Origin of the sequence: Deefgea salmonis, assembly GCF_020531905.1 — a bacterium.
GTDB lineage: Bacteria > Pseudomonadota > Gammaproteobacteria > Burkholderiales > Chitinibacteraceae > Deefgea > Deefgea salmonis.
In genome coordinates this window covers 138,938-157,506 of sequence record NZ_JAJAWG010000006.1, presented here as the reverse complement: position 1 = coordinate 157,506, position 18,569 = coordinate 138,938, and the positions used below count along the sequence as shown (strand labels likewise).

At 47.8% G+C, this 18,569-nt stretch carries 14 protein-coding genes; 11 read left to right on the top strand and 3 right to left on the bottom strand.

All coding sequences use genetic code 11. The features are described from left to right. Positions 1–44: 44 nt before the first annotated feature. From LG219_RS10810 to LG219_RS10785, 6 genes are all read left to right on the top strand, one after another. The gene (locus LG219_RS10810) at positions 45–3,734 is read left to right on the top strand and encodes a nitrate reductase subunit alpha (protein WP_226764502.1); all 3,690 of its coding nucleotides are present in this window, start codon (positions 45–47) and stop codon (positions 3,732–3,734) included. Between the two features lie 10 nt (positions 3,735–3,744). Beyond that, positions 3,745–5,298, top strand: a complete 1,554-nt coding sequence (narH, locus tag LG219_RS10805; protein ID WP_226764501.1) for a nitrate reductase subunit beta — start codon at positions 3,745–3,747, stop codon at positions 5,296–5,298. A 9-nt stretch (positions 5,299–5,307) separates the two neighbouring features. Further along, positions 5,308–5,985 (top strand): nitrate reductase molybdenum cofactor assembly chaperone, encoded by a 678-nt coding sequence (narJ, locus tag LG219_RS10800; RefSeq protein WP_226764500.1) that lies wholly within the window; start codon positions 5,308–5,310, stop codon positions 5,983–5,985. A 2-nt stretch (positions 5,986–5,987) separates the two neighbouring features. Continuing rightward, entirely contained in the window at positions 5,988–6,674 is a 687-nt protein-coding gene (gene narI / locus LG219_RS10795) for a respiratory nitrate reductase subunit gamma (protein WP_226764499.1), read from the top strand. 70 nt (positions 6,675–6,744) lie between these two features. After that, positions 6,745–7,485, top strand: a complete 741-nt coding sequence (locus LG219_RS10790) for a peptidylprolyl isomerase (RefSeq protein WP_226764498.1) — start codon at positions 6,745–6,747, stop codon at positions 7,483–7,485. Between the two features lie 695 nt (positions 7,486–8,180). Beyond that, a complete protein-coding gene (locus LG219_RS10785) occupies positions 8,181–8,789 on the top strand; it encodes a histidine phosphatase family protein (protein ID WP_226764497.1) in 609 nt (202 codons plus the stop codon). Positions 8,790–8,866: 77 nt separating this feature from the next. Here LG219_RS10785 and LG219_RS10780 read toward each other — a convergent pair whose 3' ends face one another. Further along, entirely contained in the window at positions 8,867–10,285 is a 1,419-nt protein-coding gene (locus LG219_RS10780) for a DUF2252 domain-containing protein (protein ID WP_226764496.1), read from the bottom strand. A gap of 41 nt (positions 10,286–10,326) precedes the next feature. Beyond that, the gene (locus LG219_RS10775) at positions 10,327–10,701 is read right to left on the bottom strand and encodes an ArsR/SmtB family transcription factor (protein WP_226764495.1); all 375 of its coding nucleotides are present in this window, start codon (positions 10,699–10,701) and stop codon (positions 10,327–10,329) included. A gap of 215 nt (positions 10,702–10,916) precedes the next feature. Between LG219_RS10775 and LG219_RS10770 the strand changes: the two genes are divergently transcribed. The 3 genes from LG219_RS10770 to arsJ all read left to right on the top strand — a co-directional run bounded on the left by LG219_RS10770 (position 10,917) and on the right by arsJ (position 14,420). Then, a complete protein-coding gene (locus LG219_RS10770) occupies positions 10,917–11,939 on the top strand; it encodes an ArsJ-associated glyceraldehyde-3-phosphate dehydrogenase (protein WP_226764494.1) in 1,023 nt (340 codons plus the stop codon). Positions 11,940–12,009: 70 nt separating this feature from the next. Then, positions 12,010–13,032 carry a hypothetical protein gene (locus LG219_RS10765; protein WP_226764493.1) on the top strand — a complete coding sequence of 341 codons (1,023 nt, stop codon included), beginning with the start codon at positions 12,010–12,012 and terminating at the stop codon, positions 13,030–13,032. A 74-nt stretch (positions 13,033–13,106) separates the two neighbouring features. Beyond that, positions 13,107–14,420, top strand: coding sequence for an organoarsenical effux MFS transporter ArsJ (gene arsJ / locus LG219_RS10760; protein ID WP_226764492.1), 1,314 nt, complete (start codon positions 13,107–13,109; stop codon positions 14,418–14,420). Between the two features lie 285 nt (positions 14,421–14,705). Here arsJ and glmS read toward each other — a convergent pair whose 3' ends face one another. Beyond that, a complete protein-coding gene (glmS, locus tag LG219_RS10755) occupies positions 14,706–16,529 on the bottom strand; it encodes a glutamine--fructose-6-phosphate transaminase (isomerizing) (protein ID WP_226764491.1) in 1,824 nt (607 codons plus the stop codon). 459 nt (positions 16,530–16,988) lie between these two features. On the opposite strand from glmS, the gene LG219_RS10750 reads away from it, so the two are divergent. Then, positions 16,989–17,288 carry a hypothetical protein gene (locus LG219_RS10750; RefSeq protein WP_226764490.1) on the top strand — a complete coding sequence of 100 codons (300 nt, stop codon included), beginning with the start codon at positions 16,989–16,991 and terminating at the stop codon, positions 17,286–17,288. Between the two features lie 126 nt (positions 17,289–17,414). Further along, positions 17,415–18,512, top strand: coding sequence for an AI-2E family transporter (locus LG219_RS10745; protein WP_226764489.1), 1,098 nt, complete (start codon positions 17,415–17,417; stop codon positions 18,510–18,512). The last annotated feature ends 57 nt before the right edge of the window (positions 18,513–18,569 follow it).

Below are 18,569 nucleotides of genomic sequence, written 5' to 3'. Positions count from 1 at the left end.
AGTTGCAATGCCTATCACACTGACTGCTGTATGTTGGAGGGTCCATGAGTAATTTTTTAGATCGTTTGAAATTCTTAAGTCGTACTCGAGAAACTTTTGCTGATGGCTATGGCGCAGTTGTTGTTGAAGATCGCCAGTGGGAAGATGCTTATCGTGCTCGTTGGCAGCAAGATAAAGTCGTGCGCTCGACCCATGGTGTGAATTGCACGGGTTCCTGTAGCTGGCGAGTTTATGTAAAAAATGGTTTGATTACTTGGGAGTTGCAGCAAACCGATTATCCGCGTACTCGCCCAGATCTCCCCAATCATGAACCACGTGGTTGTCCACGGGGCGCTTCGTATTCTTGGTATGTGTATTCAGCGCAGCGCCTTAAATACCCCATGATTCGGGGGCGATTAGTCAAAATGTGGCGCGAAGCGCGCAAAACCATGTCGCCAATCGCCGCTTGGGAGTACATCAGTCAAAATCCTGAACGAGCAAAAGCCTATAAATCTATTCGTGGTTTAGGTGGTTTTGTTCGTGCAACTTGGGATGAAGCCACTGAAATCATCGCGGCATCGCAAACCTATACCATCAAAGAATTTGGTCCTGACCGAGTGGTCGGTTTTTCACCGATTCCGGCGATGTCGATGGTGTCGTATGCCGCAGGTAGCCGCTATTTGAGTTTGATTGGTGGTGTTTGCCTTTCGTTTTATGATTGGTATTGCGATTTGCCGCCAGCCAGTCCGCAGGTCTGGGGCGAGCAAACCGATGTACCAGAGTCAGCCGATTGGTATAACTCAACTTACTTGATGGTATGGGGTTCTAACGTGCCAATGACGCGTACGCCCGACGCGCATTTTTATACCGAGGTTCGCTACAAGGGCACTAAAACGGTTGCTGTTTCAAGTGATTTCGGTGAAATGGCCAAATTTGGTGATATATGGTTGGCGCCGAAACAAGGCACTGATGCCGCCCTCGCAATGGCGATGGGGCATGTGATTTTGAATGAATTTCACAAAACAGGTAAAAGCGCTTACTTTAAATCTTACGGTAAGCAATACACCGATTTCCCGATGTTGGTCATGCTTAAAGATCATGGTCAAGGCTGGGTGGGTGATCATTACTTACGTGCTTCGCATTTATCTGCGCATGAAAGCACCAATAATCCAGATTGGAAAACGCTACTGATTGATGAAAACACGGGTGAGATTGTTATCCCGAATGGCTCAATTGGTTTGCGCTGGGGTGAGACAGGGGATCAAATTGGCAAATGGAATCTCGAATTAAAATCAACATCAGGCCAAGAGATTGATCCTTTACTTTCGCTTAAGGATAAGGCCGATGAAATCGTGAGTGTTGGATTTCCATATTTTGGCAGTGAGCACGGCGAAGTTTTGCAAAGGAATGTACCCGTTAAGCGTGTCACTCTAAAAGACGGCAGTAATGTCTTGGTGGCAACGGTTTATGATTTGATGCTGGCCAATTACGGGGTTGATAATGGTCATGGCGGCGAAAATGTCGCTATTTCTTACAATATGGATATTCCATATACGCCAAAATGGCAGGAAAAACACACCGGTGTTAAAGCCATTGATGTAGAGATTGTTGCGCGTGAATTTGCTGATAATGCCGATAAAACGCAAGGCAAGAGCATGGTGATTGTCGGTGCCGCGCTCAATCACTGGTATCACATGGATATGACGTATCGCGGCATTATTAATTTATTGATGATGTGTGGTTGTGTCGGTCAAAGCGGTGGCGGTTGGGCGCATTATGTTGGGCAAGAAAAGCTCCGTCCACAACAAGGCTGGGCGCCTCTGGCCTTTGCTGGCGATTGGACTCGGCCACCTCGGCAAATGAATGGCACGAGTTTCTTTTATGCTCACACCAGCCAATGGCGGCATGAAAAGCTGGCCGTCGATGAAATCGTCAGTCCTACAACGGCAAAATCTGAGTTTGAGGGGATGTCGTTAATCGATTTTAATGCCAAATCGGAACGTATGGGTTGGCTGCCTTCTGCCCCGCAATTAGAAACAAATCCTTTTGAAGTGACCCGTGCAGCCAAAGAGGCCGGTCAAGATCCTGTCGCTTATGCTGTTGAAAATATGAAGTCTGGCGCATTAAAAATGTCATGCGATGATCCAGATAATCCGCGTAATTTCCCCCGCAATATGATGGTTTGGCGCTCTAATATCTTGGGCTCATCGGGTAAGGGTCATGAGTATTTTCTCAAGTACTTACTTGGCACACAAAATGCCTTGTTTGATGATGAAGCGACCGGCATTAAACCGTCAGAAGTTAAAATTCGTCCAGCAGTTGAGGGCAAACTCGATTTATTGACAGTGCTTGATTTTAGAATGAGTACCACCTGTTTGTACGCCGATATCGTACTGCCAACGGCAACGTGGTATGAAAAAGACGATATGAATACGTCAGATATGCATCCATTTATTCATCCACTTTCAGAAGCCGTGCAGCCACTTTGGCAGGCGAAAAGCGATTGGGAAATTTACAAATTACTCGCCAAACGCTTTACCGAAATGGCAGGGCCTGAGCTGGGAATACAAAAAGATTTGGTGCTGACTCCGCTTATGCACGATACCCCGAGTGAGTTGGGGCAGGCATTTGCACCTAAAGATTGGAAGCATGGTGAATGCGATTTAATTCCGGGTAAAACTGCGCCACAAATGACCGTGGTTGAGCGCGATTACTCTCGAATTTATGAGAAATTCACCACGATTGGCCCCTTGTTGAGTCAATTAGGCAATGGTGGCAAGGGCATTGCTTGGCAAACCGGAAAAGAAGTTGAGCAACTATTGCAGCTTAATGGCAAAGCGGCCAATGGACAGCCTAAATTAGAAACGGCGATCGATGCTGCCGAGATGATTTTGAGCCTCGCACCCGAAACTAACGGCCATGTTGCAGTCAAAGCGTGGGCGGCTTTAGGTAAAATTACTGGACGAGAGCATACCCATTTGGCGTTGCCACGTGAGCACGACACCATTCGTTTCCGTGATATTCAGGCGCAACCGAGAAAAATCATTTCCAGTCCAACATGGTCAGGGATTGAATCAGAAGAGGTGAGCTACAACGCAGGCTACACCAATGTGCATGAGCTAATCCCATGGCGCACGCTGACGGGTCGTCAGCAATTTTATCAAGATCATCGCTGGATGATTGATTTTGGTGAGGGCTTTGCCGTGTATAAGCCCGCGATTGATTTAAAAACCACCGCCAGCATGTTGGGTAAAAAACCTAATGGTGAAACAGAAATCACGCTTAATTTCATCACGCCACACCAAAAATGGGGGATTCATTCATCGTATTCCGATAATTTGCGGATGCTCACTTTAAGTCGTGGTGGTCCGCATATTTGGTTGTCCGAAGGCGATGCCAAGCGAGCGGGGATTGTCGATAACGATTGGCTTGAGGTCTTTAACGTGAACGGTACATTAACCGCAAGGGCTGTCGTTAGCCAGCGGGTACCTGATGGGATGACGATGATGTATCACGCTCAGGAAAAAATCATCAATGTGCCTGGCGCTGAAATGTCGGGTAAGCGGGGCGGTATTCATAATTCGGTGACGCGAGTGGTGATGAAGCCGACGCACATGATCGGTGGCTATGCCCAATTGGCTTATGGCTTTAATTATTACGGCACAGTGGGGAGTAATCGTGACGAGTTCGTGATTATTCGTAAAATGAAAAATGTTGATTGGTTAGAACAGCCGCTCAATAAAGTTCAGGCGTGAGGAGATCGTTATGAAAATTCGTGCTCAAGTAGCGATGGTCCTTAACCTCGATAAATGCATCGGTTGCCACACCTGTTCGATCACTTGTAAGAACGTGTGGACTAGTCGCGATGGTGTTGAATATGCATGGTTTAATAATGTAGAAACCAAGCCTGGGATTGGTTATCCCAAAGAATGGGAAAACCAAAGCAAGTGGAAAGGGGGTTGGCAGCGCAATGCCAAAGGTCAGCTCGAGCCGCGTCAAGGTGGCAAACTACGGATTTTAGCCAATATTTTTGCCAATCCGAACTTGCCCGAGATTGATGATTATTACGAACCATTCACTTACGATTACGAGCATTTGCAAAATGCCCCCGAAATGCAAACACCGCCAACAGCACGCCCGATTTCGGTGTTGACGGGCAAGAAAATGGACAAAATCGAATGGGGTCCCAATTGGGAGGACGATCTAGGCGGCGAGTTTTCAAAACGCAGTAAAGATCAGCTGTTTAAAGACATCGAAAAAGAAATGTATTCGACATTTGAAAACACTTTCATTATGTATTTACCGCGTTTGTGTGAGCATTGTTTAAACCCTGCTTGTGTTGCGTCTTGTCCATCGGGATCTATTTATAAGCGCGAAGACGATGGCATTGTATTGGTTGATCAAGATAAATGCCGTGGTTGGCGGATGTGTATATCGGGCTGTCCGTATAAAAAAATCTATTACAACTGGGATTCAGGTAAAGCGGAGAAATGTACGTTTTGTTATCCCCGCATTGAAAGCGGCCAGCCAACCGTCTGCTCTGAGTCTTGTGTTGGCCGGATTCGTTATTTAGGCGTTTTACTCTACGATGCCGATCAAATCGAAGCGGCAGCCAGCGTGGCCAATGAACAAGATTTATACGAAGCACAGCTCAAAATCTTCCTCGACCCTAATTTGCCTTCGGTGATTGAAGAAGCGCGCAAGCAAGGCATTTCTGATTCGTGGCTTGACGCGGCTAAACGCTCACCCGTGTATAAAATGGCGGTGGAGTGGAAAGTGGCATTTCCATTACATCCTGAATATCGCACTTTGCCGATGGTATGGTATATCCCGCCTTTATCGCCGATTCAAGCTGCGGCTGAGCGTGGTGTTTTGGGGCGCAATGGTATTTTGCCCGATGTGAAAGAATTGCGAATTCCAGTGAAATATTTGGCCAATTTACTCACTGCGGGGGACGAGAAACCGGTGTTGTCGGCGCTGGATAAAATGCTCGCGATGCGCGCTTATATGCGTAGCAAAACGGTTGATAAAGTCGACAATTTGGAGGTGCTAAAACAAGTTGGGCTAACGCAAGCACAAGTTGATGATATGTACCAAATCATGGCGATTGCCAATTATGAAGATCGCTTTGTGATTCCATCGAGCCATAAAGAAGTGGTTGAAGATAGTTTTAATGAAAAAGGCAGTTGCGGCTTTACGTTTGGTAATGGCTGCTCGACGGGCGTTTCTTCTGGGACTTTGTTTGGCAAGAAAAAAGAAGGGTCGATTATTTTTGTCGAGATGCCAAAATCACGCAAAAAATCAACTCAAGAAGAATAGGGGGTATCTATGCGAAGCTATCAAATACTATCGGCTTTACTGCAATACCCCGAAAGCGCCTTGCTAGAGGCTTTGCCTGAGATTCATGCAGAGCTAGAGCATTGCTCGACCGAAGTGCAGACTTCGATTACGCCGCTTTTGGCTTATTTGGCGCAGCATGATTTGATTGAACTGCAAGAAAATTATGTTGCGACTTTTGATCGTAATCGAACGTGTAGTTTGCATTTATTTGAGCATGTGTATGGTGAAAGCCGAGAGCGGGGTCCGGCAATGGTGAGCTTGATGCAGGAATATACCAATCACAATTTTTTGGTGGTTGCCGATGAATTGCCGGATTTTTTGCCCATGTTTCTCGAATTTTTGGGGCAAACCGATGAAGCGACTGCCGCTGAATTTTTGGGTGAATCGATTCATGTGATCGCACGGATTGGTGACAAACTCGGTGAAGGAAATAGTCCCTATCACGGTGTATTTACGGCTTTACGTAGCTTAACAGACGTTGAGCCTTTGCCATTGGCAGAGCCACCAGTTCGAGATATGGATGAGGTGATGGAGCAATTTGGTAGTGGGGTGGACGGCATTGAACCACTGCTTAGCCCGAGTTTGAGTCATCAGGCCACAACAACGCAAACGATTCAGTTTTATCCACGTACGGCTGCCCCCGCTGGCGCCTCACAAGGAGCTTGAAGATGGACTACCTTCAATATTTTATTTTTGGTATTTATCCTTATATCGCGCTGACTATTTTTCTTTTGGGTTCTTTAGTTCGTTTTGAGCGCGAGCAATACACTTGGCGATCCGAATCAACGCAAATGATTCATCGTGGGCAATTGCGCTTAGGTTCAAACCTCTTTCATATCGGGATTATTGGCGTGTTTTTGGGGCATTTGGGCGGCCTACTCACGCCGATGGTGGTATGGCAAGCCTTGGGCGTGACCCACGAAGCAAAGCAAATCTTGGCAATGACGGCAGGGGGGATTTTAGGTGGCTTAGGGATTATTGGTTTGCTGATTTTGCTCTATCGCCGCTTTAGCAATGAGCGTTTGGCTGCGATGACACCAATGCGAGATAAAGTAGTATTGCTGTGGTTGTTGGTGACTTTAGGCTTAGGTTTATTGACAATTCCATTGTCGATGGCGCATTTAAATGGCGATATGATGGTGATGTTTATGGAATGGGCACAGCGCATTGTGACCTTTCGTGGTGATGCTGCGCCTTTTGTGATTGGCTCTCCTTTGGTGTTTCAGCTGCATATATTCTTTGGAATGACCTTTTTTATTATCTTCCCATTTACTCGTATGGTGCATGTCTGGAGTGGTTTTGCTAGTGTGACTTATCTAGGACGAGCTTGGCAGTTGGTGCGTCCTCGCGCTTAAATTGCACGACAATATGATCACGGCGAACTGAGTTCGCCGTTTTTATTGGCTAATGAATAAGGAAATAGCGATGGGAATCTCGGTCAATGGGGTGGATATTACGGATGCTTCGATTCAATTAGAGCATCAAGCTCAGCCGGAAAAAACACTCGATGAGGTGGTCAAAGAGGTGATTTTGCGGGCAGTTTTACTGCAAGAAGCTCAAAAACTCGGCATTGAAGGTCAAGATGACGATGAAGTCATTGGTAATTTATTAGAGCGCCAAGTCAAAGTGCCACAGGCGGATGCCGCCAGTTGTTTGCAATGGTATGAACAGCACCCAACGACATTTGTGCAGGGTGAATTAATGACGGCCAGTCATATTTTATTTCAAGTGAGTGAAACGGTTCCTTTGGAATTACTCCGGGACAAGGCTGAGTCTGTTCTGGCCGATATTTTGCAAAATCCGGCATTATTTGAGCAATGCGCTAGGCAGTATTCAAATTGCCCATCGGGGCAGGTGGGGGGCAGCTTAGGGCAGTTTTCCCGCGGCGAGATGGTGCCTGAATTTGATAAAGTGGTGTTTGCGCTGCAAGCGGGAGAAATCTCACCGCGCTTATTAGAAACGCGATTTGGTTTACATATCTTACGTTGTGAGCACAAGCTGCTCGGTAAAAGACTAGACTTTGCGATGGTGCAAAATAAAATCGCGCAGTATTTACACGAAGCGGCGACCCGGCAGGGAATGAATCACTATTTGCAGCAAAAAGTAAGGGCGGCAAAGATAGAAGGGTTTGATCTGATCGGCGCTGATTCGGTGCTCATGCAATAAAGGTTTGCTTGATTATGTCTGTGCTTCAGAAAAGCGGCGTAGCAGCGGGCTTGCCCACGACGGTTTTTTTATTTAGCTCGCCTTCGCGGGCGAGCCCGTGCCGACAAATATGCGGTTTTTATTGGTTTTTGCAGTAAACGCATCATCAGCTCGGTTTAAAAATTATGCCATATTGGCTGGCATGTTGAATTTCTCGGTCATTTTCGGGGTGTCGAATTTTGCGAAAAATATCAGGCTAAATAATGGGCAATGTTCAGATTACGTGTTGATGGTTTTAAGTGCCTGCGGCACGGCTGTTTACAGTCGCAGTCCGCGACGGGGACCCCATTTTCTTTGACTCGCCAAAGAAAACGAAGTTTCTGCGTAGCTAAAATGGGGGAAAAGAAAGGCGACCCGAGCGCGCCCAGCTCCGCTGTGCCCTCGATTGTCGTGAGCCAAACGATAAAACTGTTTGTCTCTCTTCGCACTCGGTGCGCTTAAACGGGATTTTAAGCCCCAGCTCGACGAGCGCGGCACAGCATCAACACCAAATCTGAACATTGCCAAATAATGATTGGTATTACGATGCAAGGCTTTAAAATTATGCTTGGCAGGTCAATACCTAATGGGCGTATTGTCAAGCACTGGTGTTATTTCCTTGGGCTTTCGAGTTAAAAGGTTTTACACTTTGTCCCTTTTGATCTGAGGGGCTTTTGATGTCACGTACCATCTATTTGCTGCGGCATGGACAAACGAAATTGAATCTCGAACGTCGCATGCAAGGGCATTGTGATTCCGCGCTGACTGACCTAGGTGTGGCGCAAGCGCGGGCGATGGGCGCGACTTTACGGGCAGAGCTTGGCTCGCTGGACAACTGGCCAGTGTTCGCCAGTCCACTGGGCAGAGCTATGCAGACTGCAGAACTGGTTTGCGCCGAGCTTGGCTTAGCCAGTCGCAGTATCCAACCAGAACCTCGTTTGATTGAAGTCGGTTTTGGTGAGTGGGAGCAGCAACAAGTTCAAACCTTGCATACGCAATACCCTCACTTGTCAGCACTACCAGATTGGTATTTTCAAGCACCCGGTTGTGAGCCCTATGCCGATGTGGTGCAACGACTGGAAAACTGGTTGGCCGATGACACCTTGCCGGACCAGTTCATTGTGGTGGCGCATGGCTTGTTAGGGCGTATTTTACGGGGGATCTATGCTCAATTGTCGCCCGCAGCACTTTGGGGGCAAGATATGCCGCAAGATGCATTTTTCCGCTTGCAAAATGGCAGTCTGACTCGCATTGAATGCCTGCCCTTGCCTGTCGCTACCGTCTAAGGTGCTTGATCGCCGCTGTAAATTAAGCCCAAGCGAGGCGCTTTCGCTTGGGTTGTTATTGGCGCTGTAATTTTGCGCTAAGTGGCTTGGCTGCTAATGCTACTGACAAAATCGGCTTCTGATTGTGCTTGTAGTCGACCACTTTTGCAGGCAGCTTGAAATAGCGCGTAATCCCGTTCGCTTTGATCGGCATAGTTGCGCGCATAGCGCATCATGGTCATGGCAAATTCATCATCTTCACCCAGATAGCCCGCAATTTCACCCGCAAAGCCACCGCTGCGCGCATGCGCTCGAGCCAGCACCCAGCCACATAACTCACCGTACAGCGTCATCATTGATGGGGTGTAGCTGTCGATAGCGGGGGAGATTTTCATATCGCGCAATTGGCGGAAGTAAAAATGATGGTTGCCGGCGCTAGACCAGCCCAAAAAAATATCGCTAAACGCTTGCATCAAGCGCTTACCAACCACCACACGCTGCCCTTCATTGCGATACGCTGAGACGCCGCTGGGTACATACGGCGCGAGCACTGAAGGACGCGCTTCTTTGATTTGTAAAAACAGGGGCTTATCTTGCTCATCGGTCATCAGTAAGGCCAAGCAACGCGTGCCGACACTGCCCACGCCGACGACTTTGCAAGCCAGATCTTGCATCGTAAAACGGGATAATAATTGGCGGTGGCTGATGCTGATGGTTTCTTGATATTCACTGAAAAGCTGCTGAGCTAATGCTTGGCGATTACCCAGTAAAATTTCCCGCTCTTGCGCACCAAAAATGCAGTTTTCCCCAAAAATATGAAATAAAGCCGGCAATTCATCGTTAATTTGCCAGCGGCCATCCACCTTGCTACTGATTTTGGGCAGTAAACGTTCGTGGGTGCGCTTTTGGGCACGCTTCATTTCTTTGCTTAGTTGCTTACGTGCGTCTTTGTCGGTTGTGTGGGCCAATAATCGTTCATAACTAATTTGGTCGTACCAAATTTGCATCGCACCTTGTTCGGCGTATTGCCCGATCCAATGTTGATAACTACGTACCAAACGGTAGATGGTTTCATCGGCCGCTGCGGCAGAAAACCCAGAACTGCGTGAAGCCAAAACAAAGCTGGCCGTCAAGCGTTTGAGATCCCATTCCCAAGGCCCCGGGTGGGTTTCATCAAAATCATTCAGATCAAATAATAGCGTGCGCTCGGGTGAAGCAAAGCCACCAAAGTTAGCTAAATGCGCATCACCACAAATTTGTTGAATGATGCCGCTGTATGGCGTCGTTGCTAAATCATGCGCTTGCAGCATGGCTGCGCCACGGAAAAAGGTAAATGGCGACACCAGCATTCGGCCATAGCGCAGTGGAACTAAGCGCTCAATTCGGCCTTGGCTACTGGCCACTAAAAGTTCGAGTGGATCGCGATCAATATTGCCTAAAGTCGCATGCGCGGCCATCGGCGCTGTTTGACGTCGTTCCTGTCCTTTGCTGAGTTGCTGTTGCAGTGCATTGAGCATAATGACAACTCCCAAATGAATTGCCGCTTAGTTTATCAGCTTCACGGCAGGGACTCTGTAGGCTTATCGCCTGCTAACGATTTATCGTCGTTGACGCAAGGCAGTGTTGACGCGGGAAAGCATTGCTTTGGCTGGCCGTCGCAACATGCTTCGGTCAGGTAAGCAATCAGATCTTGCATAATCGCCAAATCGGCCCGATAGCGCATATAACGGCCTTCTTGCTCGACAGTCAAAATTTTAGCTTGTGTCATCGCTTTAAGATGAAACGACATATTGCTCGCTGGCAAACCGAGCTCGGTCGCAATCTCTCCAGCCACCATGCCGGTATGGCCTTGGCGCACCAATAAACGGTAGGTGTCCAAGCGAATACCTGACGAAAGTGACTCAAAAATAGTCGTTGCAATTAATTTTTCCATAATTCAACTATACAATAATGTTTGAAATATTGTATTGTTATTCTTCACTGTCGCCATCCAGTTGCTGACGGTTGGCGGATGCAAAACAAAATAGTCCGTACAGCAAGCATCAAATCAATGGCGATCAAAGACTTAATCCAGTCATTAAAGTTCGATTTTTTGGAACGTCTTTTGATCGACGCGACGTTATTAAAATTATTTATATCGAGAACACGATGTCAATCAAAGTAGGCATTAACGGCTTTGGCCGTATGGGACGTTTAACATTACGTGCAGCATGGGGCTGGCCAGAAATTGAATTTGTGCAGATCAACGACCCCGCTGGCGATGCGGCAACGTTGGCGCATTTACTCAACTTCGACTCAGTACATGGACGCTGGGTATATGAAGCGGGTACCGACGGCGACGACATTGTGATTGCTGATGCGTCTAATAAAATCGCACGCATCAAAACCACACGCAACAAAGCCATCGGGGAAACTGACTGGTCGGGCTGCGATGTGGTCATCGAAGCATCGGGCAAAATGCGCACCACCGCACTACTGCAAGCTTACTTAGACCAAGGCGTGAAACGCGTGGTTGTTACCGCGCCGGTCAAAGAAGCGGGCGTACTCAATGTCGTTGTTGGCGTGAATGACCATTTGTTTGATCCCGCGATTCACCGCATCGTCACGGCGGCCAGCTGCACCACCAATTGCCTTGCGCCGGTAGTGAAAGTGATTCACCAGCAAATCGGTATTCGCCACGGCAGCATGACGACGATTCACGATCTGACCAACACCCAAACCATCATCGATGCACCGCATAAAGACCTGCGCCGTGCGCGCGCCTGCGGCACCAGTTTGATCCCCACGTCGACCGGTTCGGCCACTGCGATCACCGAAATCTTCCCCGAACTGAAAGGCCGCCTCAACGGCCACGCCGTACGCGTGCCGCTCACCAATGCCTCGTTGACTGATTGCGTATTCGAGCTAGAACGCGCCACCACGGTGGACGAAGTGAACGGTCTACTGAAAGCTGCATCAGAAACGTATCTGAAAAACATTTTAGGCTTTGAGACACGCCCACTGGTGTCGATCGATTATCGCGGCGACGCTAGATCATCCATCATCGACGCGCTATCCACCATGGTCATCAACGGCACGCAACTCAAACTCTACGCGTGGTACGACAATGAATGGGGCTATGTAAACCGCACGGCTGAGTTGGTGCGGCAGGTAGGGTTGGCTGATCAGTAAATACCTTTGTAGGTATTGTTGCGACGTAATTATTAATTAAAAAAATAAATATATTAATTGGAATAAAAAAATGAAAGGCCCAGTAAAAAGAAACTTATCCGAACATGTTGTTAGTTTATTTTCAAAGAGTTGGCTAATGACGTCTGCAAATCAGTTAACTTCGGGAGGTTCAATGAATGCCAAAGAGAAAGAAATTTCTGACAATTGCCACATTTATGTAATTACAAAAATACCAAGTTTGAGCTTTCTAGAGTCTACATTTGAATACAGTGATGGAAAAATTTCCGGACACATTTGCTATCGAATAAATGGCATTCAGCATAAGCTGTCTTTCAGTAGTGAATTCGAGCTAGTAGATGGTGCCGTTGGTTTAAGACTCTCCAATTATCCTCATCGACAAATTGAAACCATCGACAGTAACGATAATATAGTCAGGACGTTACCTGCAAACATGCTATTCGTTATAAACGGAATGCACATAGAGAATGAACAGTTAGGGCATCTTGAAGTACTATATATTGGCCAATCATACGGAAATGGAAATAGAATCGCACACCAAAGATTACAAAGTCATTCAACACTTCAAAAAATACTAGCAGATGAACAATATAACAATCCAGAAAGCGAGATTTTTGTCCTAACTTTTGAGTACTGCGATTATAGAATAATAAGTAAAATGGATGGTATTGGATTAAGTGAAGTCGACTTTGAAGAGGCAAGTAAAGTCGATGAGAATCGTTATTTTAATATACTTAACAACCCACTTACTAAAGAGCAGCAAATTAACCTTATTGAAGCCGGATTAATTCGATATTTTCAACCAAAATATAATGAAATTTATAAAAAATCGTTTCCATCTTCATCGCATAAGATTTTGCAAAGCTGCTATAAGCTGGATTTCTCAGGGTTAGTAGTAGAAATTAATACTGATGAATTACGTTTTAAGCTTTACTCTGATGTCATCAAGCCAAGTGATCATCATATTTGTCAAGTTGACTTATGTAGTCATGAAAATAGATGGGGATTTTTTCATAGTGCCGATGGCAAAGGTGGAAGCATAAAAATGAAAGGGGTAATTACTAGCACAGCCTAGTAAGCACGATCAGTACAGCGTAATCGCACATAACGCCTTCCAATTACACAGCCTTAATTGGACTACTGTATGGCATGTATTACTCTGTAGATATTTATAAACAAGGCATAAAAGCCAATACCCTAAAGACTCAAATGTTCTCCACACTCCCCCCACAAATCCGCCAATACCTCATCATCACCGGTAACTACTGGGCGTTTACGCTGACTGATGGGGCGCTGCGGATGTTGGTGGTGCTGCATTTTCATCAACTGGGTTTTTCTCCGCTCAATATCGCGCTGCTGTTTTTGTTTTATGAGATTTTTGGCGTGATCACCAATTTGGTCGGTGGCTGGTTGGGGGCGCGGATTGGACTGAATAAAACGATGAATATCGGTCTTGGCCTGCAAGTGATTGCGCTGCTGGCGCTAACGGTGCCAACGGCGATGCTGACGGTGCCGTGGGTGATGGCGGCGCAGGCACTGTCGGGGATTGCCAAAGATTTGAATAAAATGAGCGCCAAGAGCGGCATCAAGGCACTGCTGCCTGCGGGCGCGGCTAGTGCTAAAACTCAGCGGCCAGCCGGCGAAGCGGCTTATGAAAGCCGGCTGTATCACTGGGTGGCGCTGCTGACGGGTTCAAAAAATGCGCTCAAAGGCGTGGGGTTTTTCTTGGGCGGGGTGTTACTTGCCACTTTGGGCTTTGCCGGTGCAATGTGGGCGATGGCCGGCGTGTTATTGCTGGTGTGGATTGCCAGTCTGCTGAGTCTGAAATCCGATTTGGGCAAGGCGAAAAATAAGCCCAAATTTGGCGAGATTTTTTCCAGTAGCCGTGCGGTGAATATTTTGTCAGCAGCGCGGTTGTTCTTGTTTGGCGCGCGCGATGTGTGGTTTGTCGTGGCATTGCCCGTATTCATGGCCACGACTTTAGGCTGGGCCGATTGGGCTGTCGGTACATTCTTTGCCTGCTGGGTGATTGGCTACGGCATGGTGCAATCGATTGCGCCGTATTTCACCGGCAAAAAATCTGGCAAAGTCCCCGATGGCCGCGCCGCGATGCGGTGGGCGATTCCGCTCGCTATATTAACTGCGGGTATTGCCTTGGGCGTGATTCTGGGTAATGGCTTGGCGGTCATACTCATTGGTGGTTTGCTGTTGTTTGGCGTACTGTTTGCGATCAATTCATCATTACACAGCTATTTGATCGTCAGCTACGCCAAAGAGGACGGCGCATCGCTCGACGTTGGTTTTTACTATATGGCCAATGCGATGGGGCGACTCATCGGCACCGTGTTGTCGGGCTGGGTCTACCAAAGCGCGGGTTTGGCGGCGTGCCTGTGGATCTCGGCGGCCTTTATTGCCTTAGCCGCGCTGATTTCATTGGGTTTACCTCGGCATGTCACCGTTTAAATGATGCGGTGTGCTGCTAAATATGGACACTAACGGTAGCGAAAAAACTTAAGGAAAATAATTTTTTAGATGTCCGCTATCGCCGAGGTGTCGATAACAAAGCTTGAAAACATGAAAGGCCGCTAACCATCAGGTAGCGGCCTTTCATGTTTTCAAGCCCGTGAATCGATACTTTGATTCAGACTCAATTGGATGTACTTCAATTGTTTCTAAAGTGCAACTTATCCGAACTTCATTTTTAAATTACATTAAAATTACATTTTAAGTAAAATTATCCGTTGAAAATTACTCAACAGTGACGCTTTTGGCTAAATTTCTCGGCTTATCGACGTCGGTGCCTTTGCGGCAGGCGGTGTGATAGGCCAAAAATTGTAGGGGTAGGGTGAAGACAATCGGGGCGAGTGGGCCGGTTTGGCTCGGTAGCGTAATGGTGCGATGGCAGTAGTCAAAGGCGGCTTCGCAGCCGGGCTCGGCGATTAAAAAAATCTTGCCGCCACGCGCTTGGACTTCGCGTAGGTTAGACAGTAATTTATCAAATAGCGCATCATTGGCGGCGCAAACAATGACCGGCATCTCTTCGTCCACCAAGGCCAGTGGCCCGTGTTTGAGTTCGCCTGCAGCGTAGCCTTCGGCGTGGATATAGGCGATTTCTTTGAGCTTGAGTGCACCTTCTAGCGCGATAGGAAATAGCGTATGCCGGCCTAAAAAGAGCGCGTGGTTATAGTGGCTGAGTTCGTGGGCCCATTCTTCTAGCTCGGTTTCTAGTGGGAAAATATCGGTGAACATGGCGGGCAAACGGGGTAGGCAATTGGCCAATTCTGCTAATGCTGCTGGGTTGAGGGTTTGTCGGCAGTGGGCCAGTGTGCCGGCCAAGGTAAAGAGTGCGGCCAGTTGGGTGGTGAATGCTTTGGTGGATGCAACGCCAATTTCAATGCCGGCATGGGTGAGCGCAACAAGGTCAGCTTCGCGTGTGAGTGTGGAGTGGGCGACATTGCATAGCGCCAAAATATGCACTTGGCCGCGCTCTTTGGCGGAGCGAAGTGCGGCGAGTAAATCGGCGGTTTCCCCGGATTGGGAGATGGCCACAATCAAGGTGCCATCTTGTTCTTTGCCGCTGCGATAGCGGTATTCACTGGCGATATCGACGCTGACGGGTAGACCGGTGTATTCCTCAATCCAGTAACGCGCCACAAGTCCGGCATGGTAGCTTGAGCCGCAAGCGACAATACGAATTGCGCTGGTTTTGTTGAATATTTCATGCGCATTGCTGCCAAATAGCTCGGGGGAAAAGCCGTGTTTGAGCGCGGCAGCAAGCGTGTCGGCAAGGGCGATCGGCTGAGCAAAAATTTCTTTTTGCATGTAATGGCGGTATGGGCCTAAATCGGCAGAATCGGTGACCACGTCGAGGGTACGTGCAGGGCGATCGGCGGCTTGGCCTTGTCGATCAAAGATCTGAATGCCGGCGGTGTTCAGTATTGCTAAATCGCCTTCTTCTAGATAAATCATGCGCTGAGTGAGTGGCAGTAAGGCGGCGATGTCGGATGCAAAAAACTGCTCTTCAAAACCAAGCCCTAAAACTAAGGGGCTGCCTTGTCGGGCACAAATCAAGGTATTGGGCTCAATGGCGCTGGCAACGCCGATGGCGAATGCGCCGCGCAGTCGAGCGATACTGGTTTGGACTGCGGCTAAAAGATGCGGGCTGTGTTGTAAATTAAAATGAATCAGATGGGCGATGGCTTCGGTATCGGTTTCCGAAGTAAATACATAGCCAGCAGCTTGGAGCTCGAGTTTGAGTTCGGCGTGGTTTTCAATAATGCCGTTATGCACCACCATAATCGAGTCACCACCCAGGTGAGGGTGGGCGTTGGCTTCCGATGGAATGCCGTGGGTGGCCCAGCGAGTATGGGCAATGCCGCTTTGCCCGCTGGCGCTTTGGCAGCGCTCGACTAAATCGGCGACTCGGCCTGCAACACGAATGCGCTCTAACTGCTGATCGCCATTGAGTGCGATACCGCTGGAGTCATAACCACGATATTCGAGTCGAGCAAGACCGGCCAATAGCATTGGAACGACATTTCGATTTGATACTGCGCCAACAATTCCGCACATAAATAATTTCTCCGAATGGTGCATTGCATCATCTAAATGTAAAGTAAATTATTTGGCTTGTCGCTATTGGAATACCCTTAGGGTCTGTTGACGTTGGTTTTACGCCGCGTTTGCGCGGATTTGGGCCTAAGGCAAAGCGCGCAGCGCGCAGCGTAGTCAATCTACGTTAGCGCTTGGTAACGCAGTATCAGGCTGACTTTATTTAAAAAAGCCGCAGCCAAACCGAGTTGTTAAATCTGGCTGGGCGCTTTTCTCGGCGCATCGTACGTTGTAGCCCGCTGACTTAGAATGATGATGCATCGCTGACTCCGCCTTGATTCGCCGCGAAAAGTGCGTAAGCAGCGGCGGGAAGCCAAAGGTCAACAGGCCCTAGGCGCTCGTACCGTTTGACGGATTGGCCGACATTACAAAGGCTTGCTCACTAAAGTGAAGCAAATGCTGTGATCAAAGAGGTTTGCAATGACAATTCAATTGCTTTCGCTGGGTGTGATTGGTGTGCGCTTACTCGATTGTATTTTAAATTCGAGAGCAATTTATCCTGATGAATTAGCCGATCAAATCGTCAATGAAATTAATCATTATTTGGTGAGTGCGCCAATGCGCGAAAAACCACTGTTATTTCATTTGGCCTGCGAAGTGCATGAGGCATTAAGTGATCGTTTTGGGCGAGTGGATTCTTTGCAAGTAAAGCGAGATATTAGCAATATGATGGGCTTGTTAATTTACCGCGCTCGGGTGACCGCCAATCAAGGTCGATAATTTAAATTGAGGGGTAACCCACACCAACGATCCATCTTGCGATGGGTCGTTTTTTATTGCCGATCACGACAATTGACTGATTTTTAGATTATGCTTAGCCCACTTTACTTGTTGAGCTTACGCGTTATGAAAAACAAAACGGCTGATTTTGTTGAGCCTTTGATTGCATTGGCGGTGATTTGTTTGTTGTCATTGACCATTTTTTCAATTGTTCGTCCTTTTTTGGCGGCCACTTTGTGGGCCGGTATTTTAGTGATTAGTACTTGGCGGCCTTATCTTTTTTTGGTGAAGTGCTTGCGCGGTCGACGGGCGCTGGCTGCCGTGGCGATGATTTCGGCATTATGTTGTTTTATTTTGCTGCCGATTGTATTGGCGGCGAGTGATTTTTCTAGTGCTGCATCATCTTGGGGTATTCAACTGCATGCGGCATTTGGCCAGGGCTGGCCAGCATTACCCCAGTGGTTAGTTTCTTTACCGCTGGCGGGTAATTATATTGATCAGTTTTGGACCAAGTTAGGTGCCAAAGATGCCGAGACATTAACTTCATTTCGCAGCTATATCGCCCCTGCATCGCAGTTATTGTTGTTGCTGGCTAAAGAGATCGGCAGTGGCATGATGTTGCTGGTGATGAGTTTGTTTATTTCATTTTTTATTTATATGGGTGGCGAAGATTTATTGGCGTGGATTCGCGGTTTTGTTGAGCGACTTGCCGGAGAGCGCAGTATCGAATTATTGGGCATTTCTTTGGCGTCGACCAAGGGTGTGGTCTACGGCTTTATGGGAACTGCCGTGGTGCAGGCGGTGTTGGCATGGTTTGCGTTTTTGATTTCTGGCGTGCCGAATGCGGCATCACTGGGTTTTGCGAGTTTTATCCTAGCGTTAATGCCGTTTGGTCCTTCTTTGATCGGTTTGCCGGCTGCGGCATGGCTGTATTATCACGGTGAAGTGGGCTGGTCTATTTTCATGGTGCTGTGGATGTTGTTCGTGGTGGGGTCGGCCGATAATGTGATTAAACCTTTGTTGATTGGCAAAGGCAGTTCGCTACCGTTTATTTTGATTTTCTTTGGTGTGCTCGGCGGTGCTTTAGCGTTTGGCATGTTGGGCGTCTTTATTGGCCCAGTGTTGCTGACGGTTTTTTATGAATTAGCGCGGAGCTGGATTTTTTATCCGCAACGTTTGCCGCCGGCAACGGTCACGGCCTTGCCCGATGAGGCGAAAGAATAAAGCGATAACACAAAAAAACCGCAAAATAGTTTGCGGTTTTTTTTACTTTAATCCTCT

Bases quoted from the DNA above. Each gene is read 5' to 3' on its own strand.
- glmS (WP_226764491.1), bottom strand. From the start codon at position 16,529: ATGTGCGGAATTGTTGGCGCAGTATCAAATCGAAATGTCGTTCCAATG.
- LG219_RS10790 (WP_226764498.1), top strand. From the start codon at position 6,745: ATGGGAATCTCGGTCAATGGGGTGGATATTACGGATGCTTCGATTCAA.
- narI (WP_226764499.1), top strand. From the start codon at position 5,988: ATGGACTACCTTCAATATTTTATTTTTGGTATTTATCCTTATATCGCG.
- LG219_RS10750 (WP_226764490.1), top strand. From the start codon at position 16,989: ATGACAATTCAATTGCTTTCGCTGGGTGTGATTGGTGTGCGCTTACTC.
- LG219_RS10765 (WP_226764493.1), top strand. From the start codon at position 12,010: ATGAAAGGCCCAGTAAAAAGAAACTTATCCGAACATGTTGTTAGTTTA.
- LG219_RS10810 (WP_226764502.1), top strand. From the start codon at position 45: ATGAGTAATTTTTTAGATCGTTTGAAATTCTTAAGTCGTACTCGAGAA.
- LG219_RS10780 (WP_226764496.1), bottom strand. From the start codon at position 10,285: ATGCTCAATGCACTGCAACAGCAACTCAGCAAAGGACAGGAACGACGT.
- LG219_RS10775 (WP_226764495.1), bottom strand. From the start codon at position 10,701: ATGGAAAAATTAATTGCAACGACTATTTTTGAGTCACTTTCGTCAGGT.
- narJ (WP_226764500.1), top strand. From the start codon at position 5,308: ATGCGAAGCTATCAAATACTATCGGCTTTACTGCAATACCCCGAAAGC.
- LG219_RS10770 (WP_226764494.1), top strand. From the start codon at position 10,917: ATGTCAATCAAAGTAGGCATTAACGGCTTTGGCCGTATGGGACGTTTA.
- LG219_RS10745 (WP_226764489.1), top strand. From the start codon at position 17,415: ATGAAAAACAAAACGGCTGATTTTGTTGAGCCTTTGATTGCATTGGCG.
- narH (WP_226764501.1), top strand. From the start codon at position 3,745: ATGAAAATTCGTGCTCAAGTAGCGATGGTCCTTAACCTCGATAAATGC.
- arsJ (WP_226764492.1), top strand. From the start codon at position 13,107: ATGTATTACTCTGTAGATATTTATAAACAAGGCATAAAAGCCAATACC.
- LG219_RS10785 (WP_226764497.1), top strand. From the start codon at position 8,181: ATGTCACGTACCATCTATTTGCTGCGGCATGGACAAACGAAATTGAAT.